This is a genomic window from Hyphomonas sp. GM-8P (assembly GCF_003263315.1).
Classification (GTDB): domain Bacteria; phylum Pseudomonadota; class Alphaproteobacteria; order Caulobacterales; family Hyphomonadaceae; genus Hyphomonas.
In genome coordinates this window covers 103,440-125,278 of sequence record NZ_AWFE01000024.1, presented here as the reverse complement: position 1 = coordinate 125,278, position 21,839 = coordinate 103,440, and the positions used below count along the sequence as shown (strand labels likewise).

The window sequence follows — 21,839 nt, the reverse complement described above, 5'->3', positions numbered from 1 at the left end:
GGGACCGGATCATCTTCCCCGACGGGTCCTCCATCGTCATTTCCGCTCCGGGTGCTGATGCGCAGGGCTTTGCGGGTCTCTCGGACAGAACCGATCATCACTGGGACCGCGTGTTCGTTGCCGCCGGATTGGCGACCATTCTCGGCGTCGGTGCCGAACTCGGCGCAGACGGTGACGGCGACCTGGAACGCGCCATCCGCCGCGGCACCACCGACACAGTCAACCAGGCCGGTCAGCGCGTCGTAGAGCGCAATCTCGGCATCCAGCCGACGATCCGTGTGCGGCCCGGCTGGCCCGTGCGCGTGGTCGTCACCCGCGATCTCATTCTCAGACCCCATCCCCAAGGAGCCACACGATGACCCTTCGTCTCGGACAATTACCCGACCGCACGCCGGTCCGCATGAGCCTCTCGGTCGATCCCGAGCTTGCCAGCGCGCTCAACGACTATGCCGAAATCTACCGCCAGACCTATGGCGCAGAGGAAAAGCCCGAAGCGCTGATCCCCGCCATGATCGAAAGCTTCCTGGCCTCCGACGCCGGGTTCAAGCGGGCGCGCCGCGCCCTTCATTCAAACGCCAACAAAGGAGACTGAAACCAATGGCGCAGATCGGCACGTTCACCCTGAAGGATGGCGCCTACACCGGCACCATCCGTACCATGACTATCAACGTCAAAGCCCAGCTTGTTCCCAATGTGGACAAGGCAAGCGACGGCGCACCCGACTTCCGGCTCTATGCCGGCGGAGCCGAACTCGGCGCGGCCTGGCGTCAAGAAAGCAAGCAAGGCGAAACCCCGTACCTCGCCGTCAAGCTCGATGATCCGAGCTTTGCCAGCCCCATGCGCGCGGCCTTCTTCGAGAATGAAGCTGAAGGTACCGGCGTCATGGTCTGGAACCGGGCGAAAGCGAACTGAGCAAGCCACAATCGTCGCCATGGCCTCCCAAGCCCGAGATCAATATTCAGATGACGACATCGAGCGGGCGATGGCGACGGTCGCCCGCGTCATCGAGCTTTATGGTGATGCCTACTGGCCGATCCTGGAAAGACTTGAAGCGGAACTCGAAGAACGACGGGCAAAGGCGGCCCGCCTGACAAGGCATCTGAAACGCTTCCGGCAACGGCGACACATTGATCTCACAGCGTCTAAAAAAATCGCTTCTGCTGAACCGGGGCGCTTTTCATCGGTTTAATCTGACATTTGCGACCGACAGTTTTGCCTGCCCAATAGCGAAGCAACCAACGCCAATGGTCCTGTTGTTCTTCAGATAAACCAAGGCGTGCGTTCAAGCACCTCGTGCAAGCGGAATGGGCCAAGTTGTTGACGCTGAAACGCTGCAGTCAGATATGCTATGTCTTTCGCATATTTCGTTGTGATCGGTTCGCCACATAACGCGTCTGTCGAAGACCAATTCAGCTTTGTCAGGCTTAAAATTTGGCGCGCGAGCGCCCTGTGATCTATTGTTGCCGGCGACCCGCCTCCGCGCATATCCTGATAAACATTGATCTCCAAGGCCTGCGGTGTGCCGATCGATTTTCGGTACTGATTGTACCCTGTGGTGGAAAGATAGATCTGATTTGGAGAACCGATGACGAACCGACCACGTGCGAGAGATCCGTCAGTGCCCGGCGTTTCGTCAAACAGTCGCACAGGATGTTGAGTATTAATCCAAATAAAGACGAAGCGACCATTTGGACATACTCGACGGGCTCCGGTAAGAATAGCGTCTCGGTCCGCCCGTCCGTACTTAGCGGAATAGTGGAAACATATCGTGGGCGTTTCACTTAACGGCAGCCGTTCGAGCGTTTTTTCTACAAGCTCTTCATAGTGCCTGTGGCGATCCTCATAGGGCACGGCCTCATTGCCACCGGAATAAAACTCCCAGCGTCCGTATTGGTTGAAGACATTTGCAAAGCCCAGAACCCGGTCGTTGCTGCCGGTTGCACGGCTGCTAGTGTAGGAAAGGCCAACAAAGAAATCGGCATCCGGAATGGATTCGGGCAGTACCCAAGGCGTGACGCCGGTCTTTGCCACGACATTCAATGCTAGATTGAGGTCCTTATAATCCGCATTTCGCAATGTCGGCGTATCGACCATTTGACATGGGACGCCAGCCTCCAAGAGCAAGCGTTTTGCTTGGTAATAAGGAGATGACACATCGTCCAGGGCGAAACCGTCTTCCGGAGTATGGACCAAGAATACGCGCTCCAGTTTTGGATTGGCGCGCCATTCAGGGTACGCGTCGATCAAGCGCCTGCACTCCTCATCGACGCGAATGCCTTGAGCGGTCGACACTTGCGCGAGTCGTAGCCGTGTTGAGAATGTCCGTTCGGATCCTTTATATTTGAATTTGCCGGTTTGGAGACGCGCAACGAGGTCTCGCATCGGCTGTTCGAAACCGGGTTCGACGACGCCAATCAAATCGACATCTTTCGGTTCGTCGCCGTAGGCACCATAAGATGTGATGCCTTCCCGAATATTCGGCGTCGACCGATGCTGGCTAAATTCCACTTCAGGTTCACGCACTGTTTGCGCAAGCAGAGCGCGTCTTCCATCCCCGTCATCGAGAAGCGCCAATGGCTTTTCATCCAAGGCGACGCAGAACTCCGCAGTTTCGAGAGGGAAGATCGTTCGCGCCAAGGTCTCCACAACAGAGCCTATCCGGCGCATGCGATCTCGGGCGGCCCCAGACTTCAACGCTAGCGCCGCCGACTTAATTGCACGCGAAAAATCAAATCCAGGCGCCGCCTCTCGAACGAGCTTGTCGAGTTGCGCGCGCTGTAACGCCGGAAACACCTTCGCCACGGTGGCGGTGAATGTCTCGTTCGTATCAAACTGTCGAATTTCGGCGAGACCGCCATCGATCGCAAGAATCCGTCCGCGTATCAAATTCTCGCCGTCCATCGCGAAGGCGCGCAAACCAACTAGCTCTTGCAGACCGAACTTGTCGATCGCATCGCTTAGTTTCAGAATTGATTGAACCTGGAGCGAAAAATCGACAGCGAGATAGGCGTTGCCGAAGAAGCTTCGGACTGAGAGCTCATAGGCAGGAAGCAGCCGAACGATTGACCGAAGACTTTCCGGCAGGGGCTCCTGCGCGCCGCGGGGATGGGCTATGATGCGCCCTTTATCAAAACGGTCGATCACCCAACCTGTCGCCTCAAGCTTATCGCGAAGCGCTGTCAGGAACAGCCTGCGGCTTTCGTGTTCCCTCGGTCGAGTGCTGGTACCATCAAAACCATGGAGCTTGTAAAGGTTTATGAATTCGTTTGAGGAGATGTCCTGGCTAGCCGCGAGACCTGTAGGCTTTGCTGTTCGTCTCTTTATATCATTTCTCAGCAACAGGATGGTTTCTGCGGGCCGATTGATAAATACAGGCGCTGGCAATCCAAGCTGCTCCATTTCATCGCGCATCCGCCGGGTTCCTTCACGGATGGCCTTGACGAAAGCAGCTCCTTTTGCGTCCTTCATTTCGCGAAGCCAATCCATCAGACGGGGATTGCGCAAGCGGCTCTCCAAGACAACTTCGGTAAGTTTGAATTCCGGAGGAATTTCGAATTGCTGTTGAAGCTTTCCTGGACTTCTAACGACGAAGGAGTCTTCATACTTCTCGCAGAATATTGGCAGTTGGATCGCGTAATCTCGGTGAGCGATTGCGTTCACAATCGCCTCGTCGATCGCGATAAACGGGTACTCTGGTTCAGAGACGAAGCCGCCATCCGCGGCGCGTACTTCGAAGCTTTTGAAGAAGCCGGTATCGGAGACAAATGTCCGCAGATCCCGAACCTGTTTTGTTAGTGGCCCGTCGAAATCTCGTTCAAATGTTGGTGTTGGCCGTTCATCTTCATCTTCGTAGGGACAATCGAACCTGAGCAATCGGACATAGGCATGGGCGAAAATCCGGCGGGGATTGCTGGTAAAGAACAGTGCTCCAGCGTTCGTCCATTCACGATGCTGCGCTTTGCCATTAAGTGCGCCGGCGTCCCGGAGGACATCGACCGGGTTAGTGTCACGGTCATATTGCTTGCTCTTGGTGAATTCTGTCAGCACCGCAGCGTCGATATCGCCTTCATCAAAATCGTCTGCGCGCATGCGCTCGAATTCAACGACCTTTCTATCGCGTTTGAGCTGTTCGAGTTCCAATCCTTTGAGTTGAACGGTTTGCGTTCCACGTCGCTGCCAAGCTGCATCGTCTTTTGCGCGCCAACAAAAAGTCCGGTCATCAGTCTCGACTTTGACGACGGCGATTTCTCGCGTGTCGCTGCCAACCTGAAGCGTATGCAGCTTACCCTGTGGGTGCGCGCCTCTGAGGTTCGAGAAATCCAGCAATGAGGTCTTTTGATCATCCGTCAGGTGGTCGACGCCGATCACTTCGCCTGTCTTAGAAACTCCAAGGACGAGTAGGCCACCGGTCGCGTTTGCGAACCCCGATATGGTGCGTTCTACATGGTCTCTCAGTGAACTGAGACCCGATTTGGAGAGAGGCGTTAAGCCATCGCTGTCACCCGCTTGTTTTCGGTCGAAATGCTGACCCTCAAATTGTCCGTCATCCGCAGCGCACAGGAATTCCTGATGCGCGTCCGGGTCGGAATAGACAGATATGAATTCGGGTGTGGCCATCGAGATTGATTACACATGCTAAAATTTCTTATTATCCAATCGATTCGGCAATTTTATCCAGAGTGCTGTGCCCCCCTTGCAGCTATCCTTTCAACCATTACTCTCGCTTGCAAACACCCCCGCATCAAATGGATGCGCGATCTTCAGAAGCTCGCTGCGCCGGTACTCCAGCGACCCACCCATCCCGTATTCCGGTCGGTTGTTCTTGTGGCCCATGAGCGCGCAGCGGAGACCATAATCCAACCCGCCTTCGAGCATGCGGTCCTCGAACGCGTGCCGAAACGAATAGATCACATGATCTGAGGTGGGCAGGAGATTGCGCTGGCGGAACGCCTTCATCAGATTGGCTGAGACCAGGGTGCTCTTGTCATAATAGTAGGGAAATCCTTCCGGACAGGCGCGCATGGCGATCTCGGCGACGCCTACGAGCGGGATTTCGCGGCGGGAGTCTTCGGTTTTCAGTTCCCGGTTCTGCTCGGGCCGGATCGCAATGTGCGGGACCTTGGCGTTCAGGCGGATATCCTCTGCACGTAGATTGACCAGCTCGCTGAGGCGGGCACCGGTTTCGATCAGGAGATAGATCAGCACACGCAGCTCTACCCGAAGCCCATCGAAAAGGCCGGGCACGAGAATGCGGGTGCGAACCCAGTCATCTGTGAAGGAGGCGCGTTTCGCTTCTGTCTTTCCCGAGAAATAGAAGTCGCGGAACGGATCTTCGAAATCGGTGATGCCGATATGCTTGAAGTATCGCTCAAGCAATGAACGCATATTGCCGATATGGCGGTTCGCCGTGTTGGGGGCGACGGGCTTTGCGTCGCCGTCCTGAGGCTGCATGCGCTCCATCCACCAGTCGCGATACTCCAGCGCTTTGTCGCGGGTGATCTCGCTGAGCGGCAGGTCCCCCATCTGTTCGATGAAGTAATTGATCGAGGTCCGCTTGGTCTTCTCCCAGGAGCGCCGCTGGGCTTCGGACTTGTTGTACTGGTCGTCGAAAGCAATGCGGCTGATGTAAAGTTCGAACGCCTCAGACACGGTGATGGTCGCGGCTGGGTCAGGCGTACCGCCGAGCAATGCCTCGCTGTCGGCGCGGCTCGGGTCACCCGACTTGCCGGCATTGGCCTCAAGCGTCCGGATGCGCGCCATGAGTTCAGCGATGGTCCTGCTCTCAGCAAGAGGTTCGGCAGGCTTGTAAGAAAAGCCATAAGCCATGGCCCGCGAGATCGCCGCCTTGTAGCGATGCTCCAGAGCCGCCCGCATGGTTGGGCCGGTGCCTTCGGGACTTGCCGCCTCGACCGCCATCGCCATCCAGTATTCGTCGTCCGCCTCGGCGAGTTGGTCGCGGCGAAGGCGGGCGATTTCGAGGGATTCTGTCTTCAGGGAGACCTTGGCAAAACGGCGTTCATCGATGTGAGAGAACTGGGTCGGAACGCGACGCTGATAGTACCAGCGTTTGCCGCGCTGGAGCAAAAATCTGTCGGGATCGGACGCCATAGCCATGGCCCCTTGTATCCCACTTTGTATCCAATTTGTATCCCAATTTTGACGAAGAAGGCGGGATATGCGCCATTTCCAAACCTAAATCCTTGATTTTTAAGGGAAATAAATTTGAGAAATGGCGCGAGTGACGGGGCTCGAACCCGCGACCTCCGGCGTGACAGGCCGGCACTCTAACCAGCTGAGCTACACCCGCGCATTTTCCGGGCCGCGTTGCGGCGAGCCGCCTCTTTATGCGCGGGCGAAGAGTGGGTCAAGCGGGGAACTTCATGCGGAATCAGCTATTTCGTTTTTTCAACAGCCATTCCTCCGACATAATGCCCATGTAGTATGTCGAGACACACTTCAAGGCAGCAGAAATGAAGCGCACAATCCTTATTCTGGCCGGTATTTTCGGCCTCCTCCTCGTTGCAGCCCTGACTGTTCCGTTTTTCGTGCCGAAGGCGGTCTACAAGGCCCAGATCGAAAAGGCTGCGACCGGTGCCCTGAACCGGGATGTGTCGCTGACCGGCGATGTCACCGTATCGGTCTTTCCCCGAATCTCCGCCAGCGTGGGCGGCGTGACTGTGGCGAACCCGGAAGGCTTCTCGGCGCCCAACATGATCGAAGCCGGCGAGCTGCGCGGCTCCGTGAAGTGGATGCCGCTGCTCTCCCGCCGAGTGGAAGTGCAGGAGCTCTCATTCGTCGACGCGAACGTCCAGCTGGAGAAGCTGGCCGACGGGCGAACCAATTGGGACTTCGGCACAAATTCCACAGAAGAAGCTGCTCCGTCCGGTGACGACGGCGGTGTCAGCGCGAGCATTGGCAAGGCGAGCCTGAAGAACGCCTCGCTGACCTATACCGACCGGGCTGCCGGCACCGAATATGCCCTGAAGGACCTGAACCTCGATGCTTCCATGCAGGGCTTCGACAAGCCGCTGAAAGCAAAGGCCGACGGCATTTTCCAGGACCAGGCCTTCGACATCGATCTGACCATCGACACGCCGGAGCAGCTGCAGTCCGGCACCCCGGCCACCATAGGTGCCAAATTCGATTCCAAGCTCGCAATCGGGATGTTCGACGGATCCGTCACGCTGGGCGATGCTCCTGCCCTGAACGGCGCCTTCAGCCTGAACGCGCCGAGCCTGGCTGAGGTCGCGAAGTTCGCCTCCGTGGAACTGCCAGTAAACATCGCCCCCCTCGGCGCCGGGAACATGAAGGGCAGCGTCTCCGGCCCGTTCGACGCGCTGAAAATCAATTTCGATGATCTCGACCTGAAAAGCGACCTGCTGGACCTTGGCTTCACGGGTACCATCGCGCTGGAGGACAGCCCGGCCGTGGACGGCCAGCTTCAGGCCACCGCTTCGAACACGGGCGAACTGCTGAAGCAGATGGGGATCGAGGTTCCAGCCGAAGACGCGCTGGAAAAGGTCAACATTGCCGGCAAGGTCACCGGCCCGGCCGATGCCCTGTCGCTGAAAGGACTCGACATCACGCATTCCGGTGCCCTGCTGAACGCCTCCTACAAGGGTGATGCGTCGCTCGCGGGTGACGGCAGCCTCAACGGCACACTCGACGCCTCCAGCGATGAACTCCGCGCACTCCTGAAAGCGGCGGATGTGGACATGCCGGAAGGCGACACGCTGAAATCCTTCTCGACTGCGGGAGCAGTTTCGGGATCGTTCAAGAAACTTGCTATCTCCAACCTCCATTTCGCGCTCGACGAAATCCGCGCCACCGGCACGGCCGGGCTGGACCTGTCGGGCACCAAGCCGCACCTGTCGGGCGACCTCGACATGGGCGAGCTGGACCTGTCACCCTTCCTCGCGGCGGAAGACCAGGAGAAGAAACCGCAACAGCCAATGGAAGGCTGGAGCAAGGAGCCGCTGGACCTTGCCGGCCTGAAAGCCGTCGATGCGGACCTGAAGATCAAGACGACCACGCTGACGCTCGGCAATGTTGTCCTGACGGATGCGACGGTGAACGCCGTCCTTCGGAACGGGAGACTGAACGCAGACCTCCCCACCTTCAATGCCTTCGGCGGCAGCTGGGGCGGCAAGATGAGCCTCGATGCCTCCGCAGCGAAACCTGCCATCGCCCTGGACATGACGGGCGACAGCGTTGGTGTTTCTTCCCTGCTGGGCACGCTCGCCGGGTTCGACAAGCTGACGGGTACCGGCACGTTCGCCGTCTCGGCCACATCCACCGGCACTTCGATCGACGAGATCATGAAGGGCTTGAATGGTGAGCTCAGCACCAAGCTGAACGAAGGCGCCATCAAGGGCCTGAACGTGGCGCAGCTGGTCCGCAGCAAGGACTCTCTGTTGCAGGCGCTCTCTTCCGGCCAGCTGCAGAGCCTCGATTTCGCGTCCGCCCTTTCACCGGAAGCGGAGACGGACTTCTCCAGCTTCGACACGGTCCTGTCGGTCAAGAATGGCGTGGCGAATGTCGATCTGATGAAACTCCTCAGCCCCGTGCTGGGCATTGATGGCACCGGCAACATCAATCTCGGCGGACAGACGCTGGACCTGCGCCTCGCAACCAGCATCGACAAGAAAGGCGAGGGCTCCGGCAGCGTCGTTCAGCTGAACGGCATCCCAGTACCGATCCGATTGTCCGGCAGCTGGACCAAGCCGAAAGTGACCCCTGACCTGTCGGGCGTGACTAACCAATTGAAACAGGACCTGACCGGCCAGCTTCTGGAAGGCCTCACCGGAAAGTCGGGCAGCAGCGGCGTCAAACCGCTGGCGGACATTCTTGGTGCATCGAGCGGTTCCAGCCAGCCTGCAGCGGCGCCCACCGATCAGGACGCGGCACCGCCGGCCGAACAGGAAAGCCCTGAAGACCTGGCAGAAAAAGCCGCCAAGGAAGCCATCGGCAATCTTCTGTTCGGGAAGAAGAAGACCGAAGACAAGCCGGACGAATAATCAGGAAACCTTCGCGGCGCGGGCGGGTGTTTCGTCCGGCTCCACGATGCGAAGCTTCGGCCGGGGCGCAGGTGTTGAGTCTGCGTCCGGCACCTCTTTCAGCTCGATCAGGTGACTCAGCTTGTCCAGCGGCTGGGCCCGGCTGACGAAGAAGCCCTGAAGATTGTCGCAGCCATTCTCGCGCAGGAAGTCCGACTGGAACCCCGTCTCGACGCCTTCGGCTGTACAGCTCATGCCCAGCGAGCGGGCAAGCTCCAGCGTCGCAATTGCGATGGCGCGGTTGTCAGCGCGGCTCTCCAGATCAGACACGAAGCTCTTGTCGATCTTGATCTTGTCGAACGGGAAGCTGCGCAGATAGCTCAGCGATGAGAATCCTGTGCCGAAATCATCAAGCGCGATTCGTACACCGATCGACTTGATCTGGTGCAGGCGCTGGAGTGTGAACTCGGTGTCCGACATCAGCACGCTTTCGGTGATTTCCAGCTCCAGACGCTCCGGCGCGATATTGTTCGCCGCGATGGCCTGCATGATCGTCGGCACAAGGCTCTGCGAATGGATCTGAAGCGGCGAGATATTCACCGAGATACCTATATGGTCCGGCAAGCGGCGAGCCTCGGCCATGGCCGCGCGGATGACCCAGTCGCCGATCCGCGTGATGAGACCGATGTCTTCCGCATGTTCAATGAACTCTCCGGGATAGACGAGGCCGCGTTTCGGGTGCTCCCAGCGAAGCAGGGTCTCGAAACCGGTGACGTCCATGGTTGCGGCATCGACAACCGGCTGGAAGAAAACGCGCAGTTCATGATTGTCCAGCGCCCGGTGAAGGTCCGTCTCGATCTGCTGGCGCGCCCGGGCCCGCTCATCGAGCTCCTCGGTGAACATGCACCAATTGCCCTTGCCCAGTTTCTTGGCCTGATAAAGCGCAAGGTCGGCATGCTTCAGCAGGACCCGAACATCCTGGGTGAAGCTATCGAACAGGCGCACACCGATTGACGCCGAACAGTTCGCCGTGGACCCCCAGATGTCGTAAGGCTCGGACAGGAGCTCCACCAAATGGTCGAGGAAGTCTTCAAGCTTCTCCCGATCCGGGCGTTCGATGATGAGGGCAAACTCATCGCCGCTGATCCGGGACACAACATCCTCGTCATTGCAGGCGCCGGTCAGGCGGCCCGAAACCTGACGCAGCAACTCATCCCCCGCCGGGTGGCCGAGCGTGTCGTTGACCCATTTGAAATTGTCGAGATCCAGCCAGACCAGCGCACGGTTGGTCTTCGGATGCACAGCAAGGCGGGCCGCTTTCTCCAGATGCTCCTGCATCGTGATACGGTTGGGCAGGCCTGTCAGGCCATCATAGTGCGCCATGTAGGCAATGCGGTCTTCGATCTCTTTCGACTGGGTGATGTCGGTCGCAACACCGCGGAAACCGCGGAATTTGCCGGCCTCGAAAATCGGTTTACCGGTGACAGACCACCAGCGCTCATGACCGCCTTCCGGTGTCTTCACCTGAAGCGCCAGATCGCGGAAACCCTGACGGCGCATCAAGCTGGTTTTCAACACATGGTGCGCTTCATCCGGCACGAAAAGGTCCAGCAAGGGTTCGCCCTTGCGCATGACGCTGTCGGCTTCCTTCGCCCCCTCAAAGACGAGCGGGATGTCCTGCAGGTCTCCGTCGATATTGGTCTGCCACAACCAGTCTGACGTGCTCTCTTCGAAATCGCGCAGCAACAGGCCAATCAGCTGGGACTGCTCCTTCACGGCGCATTCGCTAAGATGTTGCTCGACAAACTGTTTGTAGGACCAGCTCACCGCCAGGACGAGCGCAACAACATACGCAAGCGTAAGCACCGCAATGAACTGGTAGGTCTGGTCGTTCTGAAACTGCATGGCGGCGACGACGCCCGCACCGACCGGCAGCAGGAACGAAATGGCCGCCGCGGGTGTCCGCGCCATCAGGAAGGTGCCGGCGAACATCATGCCGGCCATGATCACACCGAGGATCATCTGTCCCTGCGGGGCCGCGGCATGCATCACGATGAAGGGCACAACGCCCCACAGCATACCGTTCAGCAATGCGCCCCGCGTGAAATTGTCGAGCGCGGTTTGCGAGCGCCCATCCATCGGATCCATGTTGCGGGGGTTGAAGAACTGCGTCCCAACCGAAACGGTGCTCGATACCAGAATGGCTGCGCCCCAGATGTACAGAAAATCGCTGGAGGCCGTCCCAAGGAAGCAGAACATCACAATGCCGGCATTCAGCAGGTTCGCCAGGATCATCACGAACGTGATCCGGCGCACCATATCCAGCTGCCGTACACGCAGGCTGCCTGCATGCTTTTCAGGAACAGCAATGCTCTTCAAAAATCCGGTCAACGCATGATCCCCATCACATGATCCGGCTGGCCGGATGTCGCCCGAATCCCCATCCCACCGGGAGACCTCGGGTGGAATCATTTCTACAAAATACGAGTGAACGGGGAGGAAGCCGGATCGATGAAATTTAATCTATCTGCGCTCTCCAGCGCCAGTTTCGCTATCCTTCATCGCGCCAGTAAGGCGTATCGAGAACATAGTCGATATCCTGGCCGCGTGCTGAAAACGACAGTTTCAGCCATCGCCCGGCATCATCATACCAGAGCGTCACGTCGATATCGGAATCGAGAAGAAATTTATTCGCTTCGACCGTCTCACCCGCGATTTCCAGCATTTCACGTCCTTCAGGACGGACTGAAACATCGATCAGCTGGCCGTTTTCGGACGACAGCAGCACGCTTGCCTGCGTCTGGGCGATGTTCCAGTGGCTCGCCGGAACGATGCCGGCGGGCGCCGTTCCATCAAAACCCGTGCCGTCTACGTCGATGCCATCGCCGTCCGCCTGCGCCGTCACGGAGCCTTCCTTGCCGTCCTTGTAGACCTCGCCCTCCAGGCCGATGAGACGGCCATCCTGCCACCGCTCGGTGGCCTGCAGATCATAGCGGTAGAGCGGGATCGGGCCGAAGCCCGCACGCAGCTTCACATTCGTATATGCTTCGATAGTCCCGTCGGGCAGAACGTCGAACCGGACCTCATGTGTGCCGAACGGCTTCCCCTGCCGCCGGACATCAAACCGGATGATATCTCCATCCCCCGGCGTCCAGACAAAGCCGTTCTCAGCCGGCACATTGTCCGCTGCCGCCGGCCCTGCCGCAGTCAGGCCCAGACCAAAGGCTATCGCCAGGATTCCACCAGTAAAGGTTCGCATATCCTGTTTACGCAACAGGTCAGATGATGGATCAGTTTAGGGGAAGCCCGGCCTGCGACGGTTGTCCTGCCACGCCGGGCACCCTAGCTTCCGGGCTCACCCCGGAAACCGACCTGGATACCGCACGCATGCAAACCTACCGATCCGTTATCGAGCTTATCGGAAACACACCGCTCCTCCGCCTGAACAAGGTCTCTGACGAAACAGGCTGCGAGATCCTTGGCAAATGTGAATTCCTGAACCCTGGCCAGTCGGTGAAGGACCGTCCGGCGCTTGGCATCGTCCGCGACGCCGAAGCCGCCGGAGACCTGAAACCCGGTGGCACCATCGTGGAAGGCACGGCAGGCAATACCGGAATCGGCCTGGCCCTCGTCGGTGCAGCCCTCGGCTACCGTGTGGTGATCGTGATGCCGCGCACGCAAAGCCAGGAAAAGAAGGACGCCATTCGCCTGCTCGGCGCTGAGCTGATCGAAGTGGACGCGGTGCCCTACGCAAATCCGAACAACTATCAGCACTATTCCCGCCGTCTGGCGGAAGACCTCGCCAAGAGCGAGCCCAACGGGGCGATCTGGGCCAACCAGTTCGACAATGTCTCGAACCGCAAAGCCCACTATGAAACAACGGGCCAGGAGATCTGGACCCAGACCGACGGCAAACTCGATGCATTCATCTGTGCCGTGGGCTCTGGCGGCACGCTGGGCGGCATTTCGATGGCCCTCAAGGAAAAGCGCGAGTCAGTCCAGATCGGTCTCGCCGATCCCGGCGGCGCGGCGATGTACGAGTATTTTACCAATGGCGTCCTGAAGTCCGAAGGCACCTCGATCACCGAGGGCATCGGACAGGGCCGGATCACCGCCAACCTGGAAGACATCGTGGTGGACCGCGCCTATCGCTGCACGGATACCGAAGCGCTGAACGTGCTGTTCGACCTCGTCCAGCATGAGGGGCTCTGCCTTGGCGGGTCTTCGGGCATCAACATTGCCGGCGCAGTAAAAATGGCGAAGGATCTTGGCCCCGGCCACACGATCGTTACGATACTCTGCGACTACGGCAATCGCTATCAGTCGAAACTATTCAATCCGGAATTCCTGCGGTCGAAAGATTTGCCGGTTCCGCCATGGATCAAAGGGTAAGGAATGGAAACGGGCGACCCTCTCGTCACTGCAAGCTGGCTGAAACAGAATATCTCGGCGCCCGACATTCGCGTCGTTGACGCAACTTACTACGCCCCTTTCCTCAAGGCAGAGAAAACCGGCCGCGAAGACTGGGCCGAAGCCCATATTCCTGGCGCCGTCCATTTCGATATCGATGCCATCAAGGCCGGCGGAACCGACCTGCCGCACATGCTGCCCGATCCGATCATGTTCTCGTCCCGTGTTCGCAAGCTGGGCATCGGCGACGGCAATCGCGTGATCGTTTATGACAACAACAATTACTGCGCTGCCGCGCGTGTCTGGTGGATGCTGCGCGTCATGGGGCACAATGATGTGAAAGTGCTGGATGGCGGCCTGGCAGCATGGAAAGCCGAAGGTGGCGAGCTGGAAGACATGCCGCCGGTGGCCGTGGAACGCCACTTCACCGCCCGCGTCCGCAGCGATCTGGTCAAAGACGCCGAGCAGGTGGCTGCTGCTTCTGAAACGGGCTCCCACGCGATTGTCGACGCGCGGGCCGTCGGCCGGTTTACCGCTGAGGCGCCAGAGCCGCGCGAAGGCCTCCCTTCCGGACACATTCCGGGCAGCACATGCGTGCCATCCAGCAATCTGATCAATCCGGACGGTACGTTCAAATCGGTCAGCGAACTGCAAGGCTTGCTGTCGAACCATAAGGCACCAACCATCACGACATGCGGTTCCGGCGTGACCGCCGCCATCCTCGCGCTCGGCTATGCCCGGCTCGGCAACTGGGACGTGGCGGTTTACGACGGATCCTGGACCGAGTGGGCGTCCGACCCGTCCCGCCCGGTGGCAACAGGCGCGGCATGAAACGGCCGGAAACGCGGATCATCCACACGCGCGGCGAGCGGCTTGGCAGCGTCACCGTGAACCCGCCCGTGGAGCGCGCCTCCACGGTCCTGTTCAAAACGGAAAAGGCGCTCTACGAGACAAAGCCCGGTTACGGCCGGATGGGTCTTGGCGTTCATCGCGAACTGGAAGCAGCGCTCTCTGAACTGGAAGGCGGCAGCCATGTACGCCTCACCGCGAACGGCCTGCAGGCCTGCGCCCTCGCCATCGCCTCCTGCGTGGAGACCGGCGGACACATCCTGTTCCCAGATAGCGCCTACGGCCCGACCGCACGTTTCTGCGAACGGCGTCTGAAATATATGGGCGTCTCCGCCACGCGGTACGATCCGCGGATCGGGACGGGGATTGCCGACATGATCCGTCCGGAGACGCAGGCGATCTTTATCGAATCGCCCGGTTCCCTGACCTTTGAAGTTACCGATATTCCGGAGATCACCGCGGTGGCGCGCGAACGTGGCGTAACCACAATCGCCGACAACACGTGGGGCGCTGGCTATTTCCTGAAGCCGCTGGACCTCGGCGCCGACATCGTCGTGCAGGCGATGACCAAATACATTGTGGGCCACGCAGATGGCTTCGGCGGCGCCGTGATCACATCGGACAGCCGGCTTTACAATCGCATTGCCATGGCGTCCGAGGATTTTGGCATCAGCCTCAGCGCAGATGAGGCCTATGTCTGCCTGCGCGGCATGCGCACCCTGCACACACGCCTCAGGGCGCATGAGGCGGGCGCACTGGAACTCGCAAACTGGCTGGCAGACCGGCCGGAAGTGTCCGACGTGCTGCACCCGGCCCTGCCCTCCAGCCCGGACCACGCCTTGTGGAAACGGGACTTCACAGGCTCCAGCGGCCTGTTCGGCGTCGTGCTGGATGCCATCCCCGAAGGCGGAATGGACCGTTTTCTGGGCGCTTTGCACTTGTTTGGCATGGGTTTTTCTTGGGGTGGCTATGAAAGCCTGCTCATTCCGTGTGACCACCAGCTGACCCGTTCCAAGGACAGCTGGACCGCATCCCGAGCCGGCCCGCTGCTTCGTATCCATGTCGGCCTGGAGGCCGTCTCAGACCTCAAGGCGGAGCTCGACTCCGCTTTCGCCGCCATGAAAGGCCCTGCATGACGCTCTCCCACCGGACGATCGGCCTCATCCTCGGGATTGTTCTTCCGGCGCTCATGCTCATCTTGGGACCGCCTGCCGGTTTGTCCTGGCCTGCCTGGCTGACAGGCTGTCTGTTGGTCCTGATGGCAACCTGGTGGGCCACCGAGGCGATCCCGATCCCGGCGACCTCTTTGCTCCCGCTGATCGTCCTGCCCTTTGGCGCAGCGATCATCGGTCATGGCGAACATGCCGACGCGATCGGCGTAGCGGCGCTGTCGCCCCGAGCGATCAGCAGCAGCTACATGGATCCGATCGTTCTCCTCCTGCTGGGCGGCTTCGTGATCGCGCTGGGGGTTGAGCGCTGGCACCTGCACAAGCGGATCGCCCTCAACATCGTCGACCGCGTCGGCACATCGCCCAAGGCGCTGATCTTCGGCTTCATGCTGGCGACCGCCGTTCTGTCCATGTGGATTTCCAACACAGCGACCTCGCTGATGATGGTGCCGATTGCGATTTCGGCGGCGGCCGCCCTGCAGGACAAGGAAGGCAAGTTTACCACCGCCATCCTGCTCGGTGTCTGTTATTCCGCTTCCATTGGCGGCGTGGCCACCCCCATCGGAACGCCGACCAATCTGATCGCCTTGAAATGGCTTCAGGAAGAGACCGGCGAAGGCATCGGCTTTGGCCAATGGATGACGTTCGGCATCCCCACCGCAGCGCTGCTGGTGCCGGCCGCCTGGTGGGCGGTCACGCGCGGGCTGCCGAAATACAAGCACGGGGAATCGATGGCCGCCTCCGTGCACCAAGACCTGCTCGAACTCGGCCCGATCAAAACGCCTGAGCAGCGGATCGCCATCGTGTTCGGAATCATCGCCTCGATGTGGGTGCTGCGTCTGCCAGTGACCAAGCTGCTTACCTCCATGGGCTATCCCCTGCTGGAAGCCTATGGCGGGCAGACGGACATGATGATCGCCCTGTTCGGCGCCGTGCTCGTCTTCCTCGTGCCCGCAGGTGGCGAGGAACGCCGCGCGCTGATGACCTGGGAAGAAGCGGTCAAACTGCCCTGGGGCGTGATCATCCTGTTTGGCGGGGGCATCTCGCTTGGCAAGGCGATGCACGCGACCGGACTGTCGGACTGGATCGGCACGCAGATGCAGATGCTGAGTATCTTCCCGCCGCTCATGATTGTGGCGATCATGGTGCTGCTGGTGATCTTCCTGACGGAAGTGACATCGAACGTCGCGACCATGACGACCCTGTCGCCGATCATCGGATCACTTGCCGTGGCCGTCGGCGCCGCGCCACAATCCCTGTTCGCGCCTGCCGCTGTTGCGGCCAGCTGTGCCTTCATGCTGCCAGTCGCGACGGCGCCAAACGCTGTGATTTACGCAACCGGCAGAGTGCCGATCAGCGAAATGATCAAGCAGGGTTTCCGCATCAATCTGATGGGCGTCGTGATCATCACGATCGTTGGCTTCTGGATTGCGCCCGCTGTGCTCTAGTCGTGATGTCCATGCCGCGGCGGGGCTTCATCCAGTGACGGTTCCCGCAGCCAGCAGTCGCAGCCGCCATCATACTGATAGGCCTCGCCGTAACCATTGACCCGCACAGGCGGCGTTACCGGCACGTAGGCAACCGGGGCGACATCATAGGAATCGCCATACCGGTCTGCGAACCCGTCTCCGGTGTCGTCGCAGACCAGGTAACCGTCGATATTGTAATCGCAGCCATAGCTGGGCACGGATGTCAGCGTGACGGACATCTCCTCAGAAGCCTCGGCCATCGCGTCAGCGAACATAGCCATGTCTTCGCTTGTGCAGCCGCCAAGCAGCATTAATCCGGTTCCGGCCAGGACCGCCCCGGCCAGTTTCAGCCGCCTTGAATGCGTCATGTCACCCCTCCAGCCAATTCACCAGCAATAACAAAGCAGTGTAATTGAATGAGGGATGAACAGCAAATCGATCAAGCGGGCGGCGGACTACATTCAACGACGAGTTTACCGAGGTTCTTGCCTTCGAAGAGCCGTGACAGGCTGGACGGGGCATTCTCGAACCCTTTGACCACATCCGTCTCGAACTTCAGTTTCCCTTCCATCAGCCACTGGGCCATTTGCTGGATGCCTTCCGGGAAGCGCGGGAAGTAGTCGATCACGATGAAGCCCTTCATGAGCGTCCGCCGCATCAGAAGATTCGAGAAATTGTACGGCCCCGGTACAGGGCCGGTCGCATTGTAAGTGCTGATCAGGCCGCAGAGTGGCATGCGGGAGAAGTCATTCAGGCGCGCGATCACCTCATCCATAATCTGCCCACCGACATTCTCGAAATTGATGTCGACACCGTCCGGGCAATGCTTGTCCAACGCGGCACCGACATCTTCGGTCTTGTAATTGATGGCCGCATCGAAGCCGGCCGTTTCCGTTAGCCATTTGCACTTGTCGTCGCTGCCCGCGATGCCGACGGCGCGGCAGCCCTGGATCTTCGCGATTTGCCCCACCATCGAGCCAACGGCACCCGCCGCAGCGGAGACCACAACGGTCTCGCCCGCTTTCGGCTTGCCGATATCCATTAGGCCGAAATAGGCCGTCATGCCGGTCGCGCCGAGCGGTCCCATATAAGCCGTCAGCGGTACGCCGGGCAGGATGGGCAGCTTGGCGAGGCCTTCACCCTGCAGCGTCGGATACATCGTCCATGTGCCGAGGCCGGTGTTCACGACATCGCCCTGCTGGAAGCCGTCATGCTTGCTTTCCACGACGACGGCGAGGCCGCCGCCCCGCATGGCATCGCCGATTCCGACGGGTGGCAGGTAAGCGTCGACATCGCTCATCCAGATGCGATTGGTCGGGTCCAGCGAGAGGTAGACCGTCTTCGCCCGGATCTCGCCGTCCTTCAGGGGCTCAAGCGGCGTCTCGACGAGTTCGAGATCGCCTTCCTTGATATCGCCCACCGGCCGCTGGCGCAGCACCCATGTCTGGTTCATCTCGCTCATGTGCTTCTCCCTTTTGCCGGGAGGCTAGAGCCTTCTGCCATCAGCGCAAGACTTCCCGGCGCGACAACCAGCGGGCGTACAGGGCGAGTATCAATGCGATCGCCAGAATGACGAGGCTCATGACCGCCATGCCTTCCACGGTGGGGGCATCCTTGTCGAGGTAACTCCGCCCCATGCTGACCAAGGCGCCCAGGAACGAAGCGGCGAACAGCGGATAGGCCAACTTGAGACGCAGCAGCAGCGCAAGACTGCCCAGCAAGCCACCGAACACCCCTATCGCCCAGATGATCCAGGTCCAGGTTGGCATGTTCAGCCAATAGTCCCTGAGTTCCTGCGGATATGGCTCAAGATAGGCGGCATTGTTGGTCGCCGTCATGGTAAAATCGTAACAGCCAAATGCGTTCCACAGCAGGCTGATCCCGCCCACGGCCCAAAGGTGCCATGGCGTTTTGATTGTCGTATCGCTCATGATTTGCCCTCCCCGACGTTCATTGCGGCAAAGCTTACCTTGGGTCATTTAATCCACAAGCAGAATCGTCCCCCGGATTACGGGCGGGTGACGCGCCCTTCTCTGGCGGCTAAACCAACGGGAACGAAGGATTCTCGCTTATGGCCACCGCCCCCGTCACCAAGGACAGCCACCTCTACCTGGTCGATGCCAGCGCCTACATTTTCCGGGCGTTCCACGCATTGCCACCGCTGACACGCTCGTCAGATGGCCTGCCCATCGGTGCAGTCAGCGGATTTTGCAACATGCTGTTCAAGCTGCTGGAAGACCTGAAGGGCGATGAGCGGCCGACGCACTTCGCCTGCATTTTCGACGCCTCGGCGCACACATTCCGGAACGAACTGTACGACCAGTACAAGGCAAACCGTGACGAGCCTCCGGAAGAGCTGCGCCCGCAATTCCCGCTGGTGCGCCGCGCCGCCGAAGCCTTCGCCGCCCATGCCATCGAGATGGATGGCTTCGAGGCCGACGATTTGATTGCGACCTATGCCCGCCAGGCCGAGGCGAAAGGCGCGCGCGTCACCATCGTCTCCTCCGACAAGGATCTGATGCAGCTCGTCACCGACAAGATCGTCATGCTCGACACGATGAAGAACAAGACGATGGGCCGGGACGAAGTGTTCGAGAAGTTCGGCGTCGGCCCGGATAAAGTGGTCGATGTCCAGTCGCTGGCCGGCGACAGCGTGGACAATGTGCCGGGCGCCCCCGGCATCGGCGTGAAAACGGCGGCGACGCTGCTCAGCGAGTATGGCGATCTCGACACGCTGCTCGCCCGCGCCGAGGAGATCAAGCAACCGAAACGCCGCGAAACGCTGATCAATTTCGCTGACCAGATCCGGCTCTCGCGAGACCTCGTCACCCTGAAGGATGACGTGCCGCTGGAGGTGAAGCTGGAAGATCTCGCCGTTCAGGATCCGGAACCGGAAACACTGCTCGGCTTCCTGGAGGAAATGGAATTCAAGACCATCACCCGCCGTGTGCGCGAGATGATGGAAAAGGAAGGCGCGCTGGAAGCTGCTACGCCTGCAGAAGATCCGATCGACCGGACCAAATATGCCTGCGTCCGTGACTTCAAGGACCTCGAAGACTGGGTCGCCCGCGCAACGAAGCAGGGCTATGTCGCCGTCGACACGGAAACTGACAGCCTCGACTCTGTCACGGCGAACCTTGTCGGCGTGTCGCTAGCGCTCGCTCCGAACGAAGCCTGCTACATCCCGCTGGCGCATATCGATCCCAACGATGCAAGCGATGGCGACATGTTCGGTGCGGACCCGCCGCGGCAGATCCGGATGAAGGATGCCATCAAGGCGCTGAAGCCGATGTTGGAAAACGACGCTATCCTGAAGATCGGCCAGAACATCAAGTATGACCTGAACATCTTCGCCCAGCACGGCATCCAGGTCGCGCCGATCGACGATACGATGCTGCTGTCCTATGTGCTGAATGCCGGCAAGCACAGCCACGGCATGGATATGTTGTCGGAGAAATATCTCGGCCACACGCCGCTCTCCTACAAGGACGTGGCCGGCACCGGAAAATCCCAGGTCACCTTCGACCGTGTCGCGCTGGACAAGGCCACCGAATACGCCGCTGAAGACGCCGACGTCACGCTACGCCTGTGGCAGACATTCAAGCCACTTCTGCACACGGAGAAAGTCACCACGGTCTACGAGACCGAGGAACGCCCGCTGGTGCCGGTGCTTGCCGCCATGGAGCGCGAGGGCATCAAGGTCGACCGGGACAAACTCTCGCGCTTGTCCGCCGACTTCTCCCAACGCATGGCCGCGCTGGAAGCCGAAGCCTACGAGCAGGCCGGCGAGCAGTTCAATATTGGCAGCCCCAAACAGCTTGGCGAAATCCTGTTTGACAAGATGGGCATCGAAGGCGGCAAGAAAACGAAGACCGGCGCCTGGGTGACCGACGCGGACGTGCTCGAAGGCCTCGCTGCTGAAGGCCATGACCTGCCCCGCACCATCGTCGATTGGCGGACCCTCTCGAAGCTGCGATCGACCTATACCGAGGCCCTGCAGGCCGCGATCAACAAGGAAACCGGCCGGGTCCATACCAGCTTTTCCATGGCGGTGGCGCAGACCGGGCGCCTCTCCTCATCCGATCCGAACCTTCAGAACATCCCGGTGCGGACAGAAGAAGGCCGCAAGATCCGCGAAGCCTTCATTGCCGATGAAGGCAACGTGCTCGTCAGCGCGGACTACAGCCAGATCGAGCTGCGCGTACTGGCCCACATGGCCGACATCGATGCCCTGAAAACCGCCTTCAAGGAAGGTCTCGACATTCACGCCATGACGGCGAGCGAAATGTTCGGCGTGCCCATCGAAGACATGGATCCGATGGTGCGCCGCCAGGCCAAAGCGATCAATTTCGGCATCATCTACGGCATTTCCGGCTTCGGTCTCGCCCGCCAGTTGGGCATCCCGCAATCGGAAGCCTCGGAATACATCAAGACCTATTTCAAACGCTTCCCCGGCATCCGCGCCTATATGGACGAAACCAAGGCCTTTGCGAAGGAGCACGGCTACGTTCAGACGGCCTTCGGCCGGAAAGTGCACCTCGCCGGGATCAAGTCGAAAGGCCCACAAAAGGCATTCGCCGAGCGTCAGGCCATCAATGCGCCGATCCAGGGGTCTGCCGCCGACATCATCAAGCGCGCCATGATCCGGATGCCGGAAGCGCTGGCCAAGGCAAAGCTGAAAGCCCGCATGCTGCTGCAGGTGCACGACGAACTCGTCTTCGAGTGTCCTGAGAAGGAAGCCGAAAAACTGATCAAGGTCGCCAAAGAGACCATGCAGTCGGCCGCCAGCCCCGCCATGGACCTGTCAGTTCCGCTGGAAGTGGACGCCCGCGCCGCCGCAAACTGGGCCGATGCCCACTAGGCTGTCTGGTTCTGAAGCGAGGTTGCTGCGCTGAAAGGCATACTAATTTTCAATGTTGCCAGACGCAGTTGTCACATTTGCGTGA

The 21,839-nt window shown here is 59.7% G+C and carries 17 protein-coding genes and 1 tRNA gene; 10 read left to right on the top strand and 8 right to left on the bottom strand.

The genetic code is table 11. The features are described 5' to 3' along the window. The 4 genes from HY26_RS02880 to HY26_RS02865 all read left to right on the top strand — a co-directional run. On the top strand, positions 1 to 359 hold a 359-nt coding region (locus tag HY26_RS02880; protein ID WP_146740160.1), incomplete at its 5' end, for a TrbI/VirB10 family protein. Further along, positions 356 to 592: a DUF2274 domain-containing protein gene (locus tag HY26_RS02875; RefSeq protein ID WP_112072900.1), complete on the top strand. Its 237-nt coding sequence runs from the start codon at positions 356 to 358 to the stop codon at positions 590 to 592. The genes HY26_RS02880 and HY26_RS02875, both read left to right, overlap by 4 nt. A gap of 5 nt (positions 593 to 597) precedes the next feature. Further along, positions 598 to 912: a DUF736 domain-containing protein gene (locus HY26_RS02870; protein WP_112072899.1), complete on the top strand. Its 315-nt coding sequence runs from the start codon at positions 598 to 600 to the stop codon at positions 910 to 912. Beyond that, entirely contained in the window at positions 860 to 1,189 is a 330-nt protein-coding gene (locus HY26_RS02865; RefSeq protein WP_158531404.1) for a hypothetical protein, read from the top strand. The genes HY26_RS02870 and HY26_RS02865 overlap by 53 nt, the downstream gene beginning before the upstream one ends. Before the next feature lie 71 nt (positions 1,190 to 1,260). Here the strand turns inward: HY26_RS02865 and HY26_RS02860 are convergent, their stop codons facing one another. The 3 genes from HY26_RS02860 to HY26_RS02850 form a co-directional block, all read right to left on the bottom strand. Then, complete coding sequence (locus HY26_RS02860) at positions 1,261 to 4,617, bottom strand: RNA-binding domain-containing protein (protein WP_112072897.1); 3,357 nt, start codon at positions 4,615 to 4,617, stop codon at positions 1,261 to 1,263. Positions 4,618 to 4,707: 90 nt separating this feature from the next. Further along, positions 4,708 to 6,108 carry a DUF6538 domain-containing protein gene (locus HY26_RS02855; protein WP_233351516.1) on the bottom strand — a complete coding sequence of 467 codons (1,401 nt, stop codon included), beginning with the start codon at positions 6,106 to 6,108 and terminating at the stop codon, positions 4,708 to 4,710. Positions 6,109 to 6,230: 122 nt separating this feature from the next. Then, positions 6,231 to 6,307, bottom strand: a tRNA-Asp gene (locus tag HY26_RS02850). Between the two features lie 163 nt (positions 6,308 to 6,470). Between HY26_RS02850 and HY26_RS02845 the strand changes: the two genes are divergently transcribed. Beyond that, positions 6,471 to 9,017: an AsmA family protein gene (locus HY26_RS02845; protein ID WP_112072896.1), complete on the top strand. Its 2,547-nt coding sequence runs from the start codon at positions 6,471 to 6,473 to the stop codon at positions 9,015 to 9,017. On the opposite strand, the gene HY26_RS02840 is transcribed toward HY26_RS02845, so the two are convergent. Continuing rightward, positions 9,018 to 11,387 (bottom strand): bifunctional diguanylate cyclase/phosphodiesterase, encoded by a 2,370-nt coding sequence (locus HY26_RS02840; protein WP_158531403.1) that lies wholly within the window; start codon positions 11,385 to 11,387, stop codon positions 9,018 to 9,020. Positions 11,388 to 11,547: 160 nt separating this feature from the next. Beyond that, positions 11,548 to 12,255 carry a DUF6134 family protein gene (locus HY26_RS02835; RefSeq protein ID WP_112072895.1) on the bottom strand — a complete coding sequence of 236 codons (708 nt, stop codon included), beginning with the start codon at positions 12,253 to 12,255 and terminating at the stop codon, positions 11,548 to 11,550. A 128-nt stretch (positions 12,256 to 12,383) separates the two neighbouring features. On the opposite strand from HY26_RS02835, the gene HY26_RS02830 reads away from it, so the two are divergent. The 4 genes from HY26_RS02830 to HY26_RS02815 are packed head-to-tail and all read left to right on the top strand — an operon-like array spanning position 12,384 to position 16,872. After that, positions 12,384 to 13,388, top strand: a complete 1,005-nt coding sequence (locus HY26_RS02830) for a cysteine synthase A (RefSeq protein ID WP_112072894.1) — start codon at positions 12,384 to 12,386, stop codon at positions 13,386 to 13,388. A 3-nt stretch (positions 13,389 to 13,391) separates the two neighbouring features. Then, positions 13,392 to 14,237, top strand: a complete 846-nt coding sequence (locus HY26_RS02825; RefSeq protein WP_112072893.1) for a sulfurtransferase — start codon at positions 13,392 to 13,394, stop codon at positions 14,235 to 14,237. Further along, complete coding sequence (metC, locus tag HY26_RS02820) at positions 14,234 to 15,391, top strand: cystathionine beta-lyase (protein ID WP_112072892.1); 1,158 nt, start codon at positions 14,234 to 14,236, stop codon at positions 15,389 to 15,391. Before HY26_RS02825 ends, metC begins: the two co-directional genes overlap by 4 nt. Then, the gene (locus HY26_RS02815) at positions 15,388 to 16,872 is read left to right on the top strand and encodes a DASS family sodium-coupled anion symporter (protein WP_034768259.1); all 1,485 of its coding nucleotides are present in this window, start codon (positions 15,388 to 15,390) and stop codon (positions 16,870 to 16,872) included. The genes metC and HY26_RS02815 overlap by 4 nt, the downstream gene beginning before the upstream one ends. Here the strand turns inward: HY26_RS02815 and HY26_RS02810 are convergent. The 3 genes from HY26_RS02810 to HY26_RS02800 form a co-directional block, all read right to left on the bottom strand. Further along, positions 16,869 to 17,261 (bottom strand): hypothetical protein, encoded by a 393-nt coding sequence (locus HY26_RS02810; RefSeq protein WP_034768258.1) that lies wholly within the window; start codon positions 17,259 to 17,261, stop codon positions 16,869 to 16,871. The two genes, HY26_RS02815 and HY26_RS02810, sit on opposite strands and share 4 nt — an antisense overlap. Before the next feature lie 71 nt (positions 17,262 to 17,332). Continuing rightward, on the bottom strand, positions 17,333 to 18,346 hold the full coding sequence (locus HY26_RS02805) for an NADP-dependent oxidoreductase (protein ID WP_112072904.1): 1,014 nt from the start codon (positions 18,344 to 18,346) through the stop codon (positions 17,333 to 17,335). Positions 18,347 to 18,395: 49 nt separating this feature from the next. Further along, positions 18,396 to 18,824, bottom strand: coding sequence for a hypothetical protein (locus HY26_RS02800; RefSeq protein ID WP_112072891.1), 429 nt, complete (start codon positions 18,822 to 18,824; stop codon positions 18,396 to 18,398). Positions 18,825 to 18,964: 140 nt separating this feature from the next. Between HY26_RS02800 and polA the strand changes: the two genes are divergently transcribed. After that, a complete protein-coding gene (gene polA, locus HY26_RS02795) occupies positions 18,965 to 21,754 on the top strand; it encodes a DNA polymerase I (RefSeq protein ID WP_112072890.1) in 2,790 nt (929 codons plus the stop codon). Positions 21,755 to 21,839: the final 85 nt, after the last annotated feature.

Bases quoted from the DNA above. Each gene is read 5' to 3' on its own strand.
- HY26_RS02875 (WP_112072900.1), top strand. From the start codon at position 356: ATGACCCTTCGTCTCGGACAATTACCCGACCGCACGCCGGTCCGCATG.
- HY26_RS02870 (WP_112072899.1), top strand. From the start codon at position 598: ATGGCGCAGATCGGCACGTTCACCCTGAAGGATGGCGCCTACACCGGC.
- HY26_RS02865 (WP_158531404.1), top strand. From the start codon at position 860: ATGAAGCTGAAGGTACCGGCGTCATGGTCTGGAACCGGGCGAAAGCGA.
- HY26_RS02860 (WP_112072897.1), bottom strand. From the start codon at position 4,617: ATGGCCACACCCGAATTCATATCTGTCTATTCCGACCCGGACGCGCAT.
- HY26_RS02855 (WP_233351516.1), bottom strand. From the start codon at position 6,108: ATGGCGTCCGATCCCGACAGATTTTTGCTCCAGCGCGGCAAACGCTGG.
- HY26_RS02845 (WP_112072896.1), top strand. From the start codon at position 6,471: ATGAAGCGCACAATCCTTATTCTGGCCGGTATTTTCGGCCTCCTCCTC.
- HY26_RS02835 (WP_112072895.1), bottom strand. From the start codon at position 12,255: ATGCGAACCTTTACTGGTGGAATCCTGGCGATAGCCTTTGGTCTGGGC.
- HY26_RS02830 (WP_112072894.1), top strand. From the start codon at position 12,384: ATGCAAACCTACCGATCCGTTATCGAGCTTATCGGAAACACACCGCTC.
- HY26_RS02825 (WP_112072893.1), top strand. From the start codon at position 13,392: ATGGAAACGGGCGACCCTCTCGTCACTGCAAGCTGGCTGAAACAGAAT.
- metC (WP_112072892.1), top strand. From the start codon at position 14,234: ATGAAACGGCCGGAAACGCGGATCATCCACACGCGCGGCGAGCGGCTT.
- HY26_RS02815 (WP_034768259.1), top strand. From the start codon at position 15,388: ATGACGCTCTCCCACCGGACGATCGGCCTCATCCTCGGGATTGTTCTT.
- HY26_RS02810 (WP_034768258.1), bottom strand. From the start codon at position 17,261: ATGACGCATTCAAGGCGGCTGAAACTGGCCGGGGCGGTCCTGGCCGGA.
- HY26_RS02805 (WP_112072904.1), bottom strand. From the start codon at position 18,346: ATGAACCAGACATGGGTGCTGCGCCAGCGGCCGGTGGGCGATATCAAG.
- HY26_RS02800 (WP_112072891.1), bottom strand. From the start codon at position 18,824: ATGAGCGATACGACAATCAAAACGCCATGGCACCTTTGGGCCGTGGGC.
- polA (WP_112072890.1), top strand. From the start codon at position 18,965: ATGGCCACCGCCCCCGTCACCAAGGACAGCCACCTCTACCTGGTCGAT.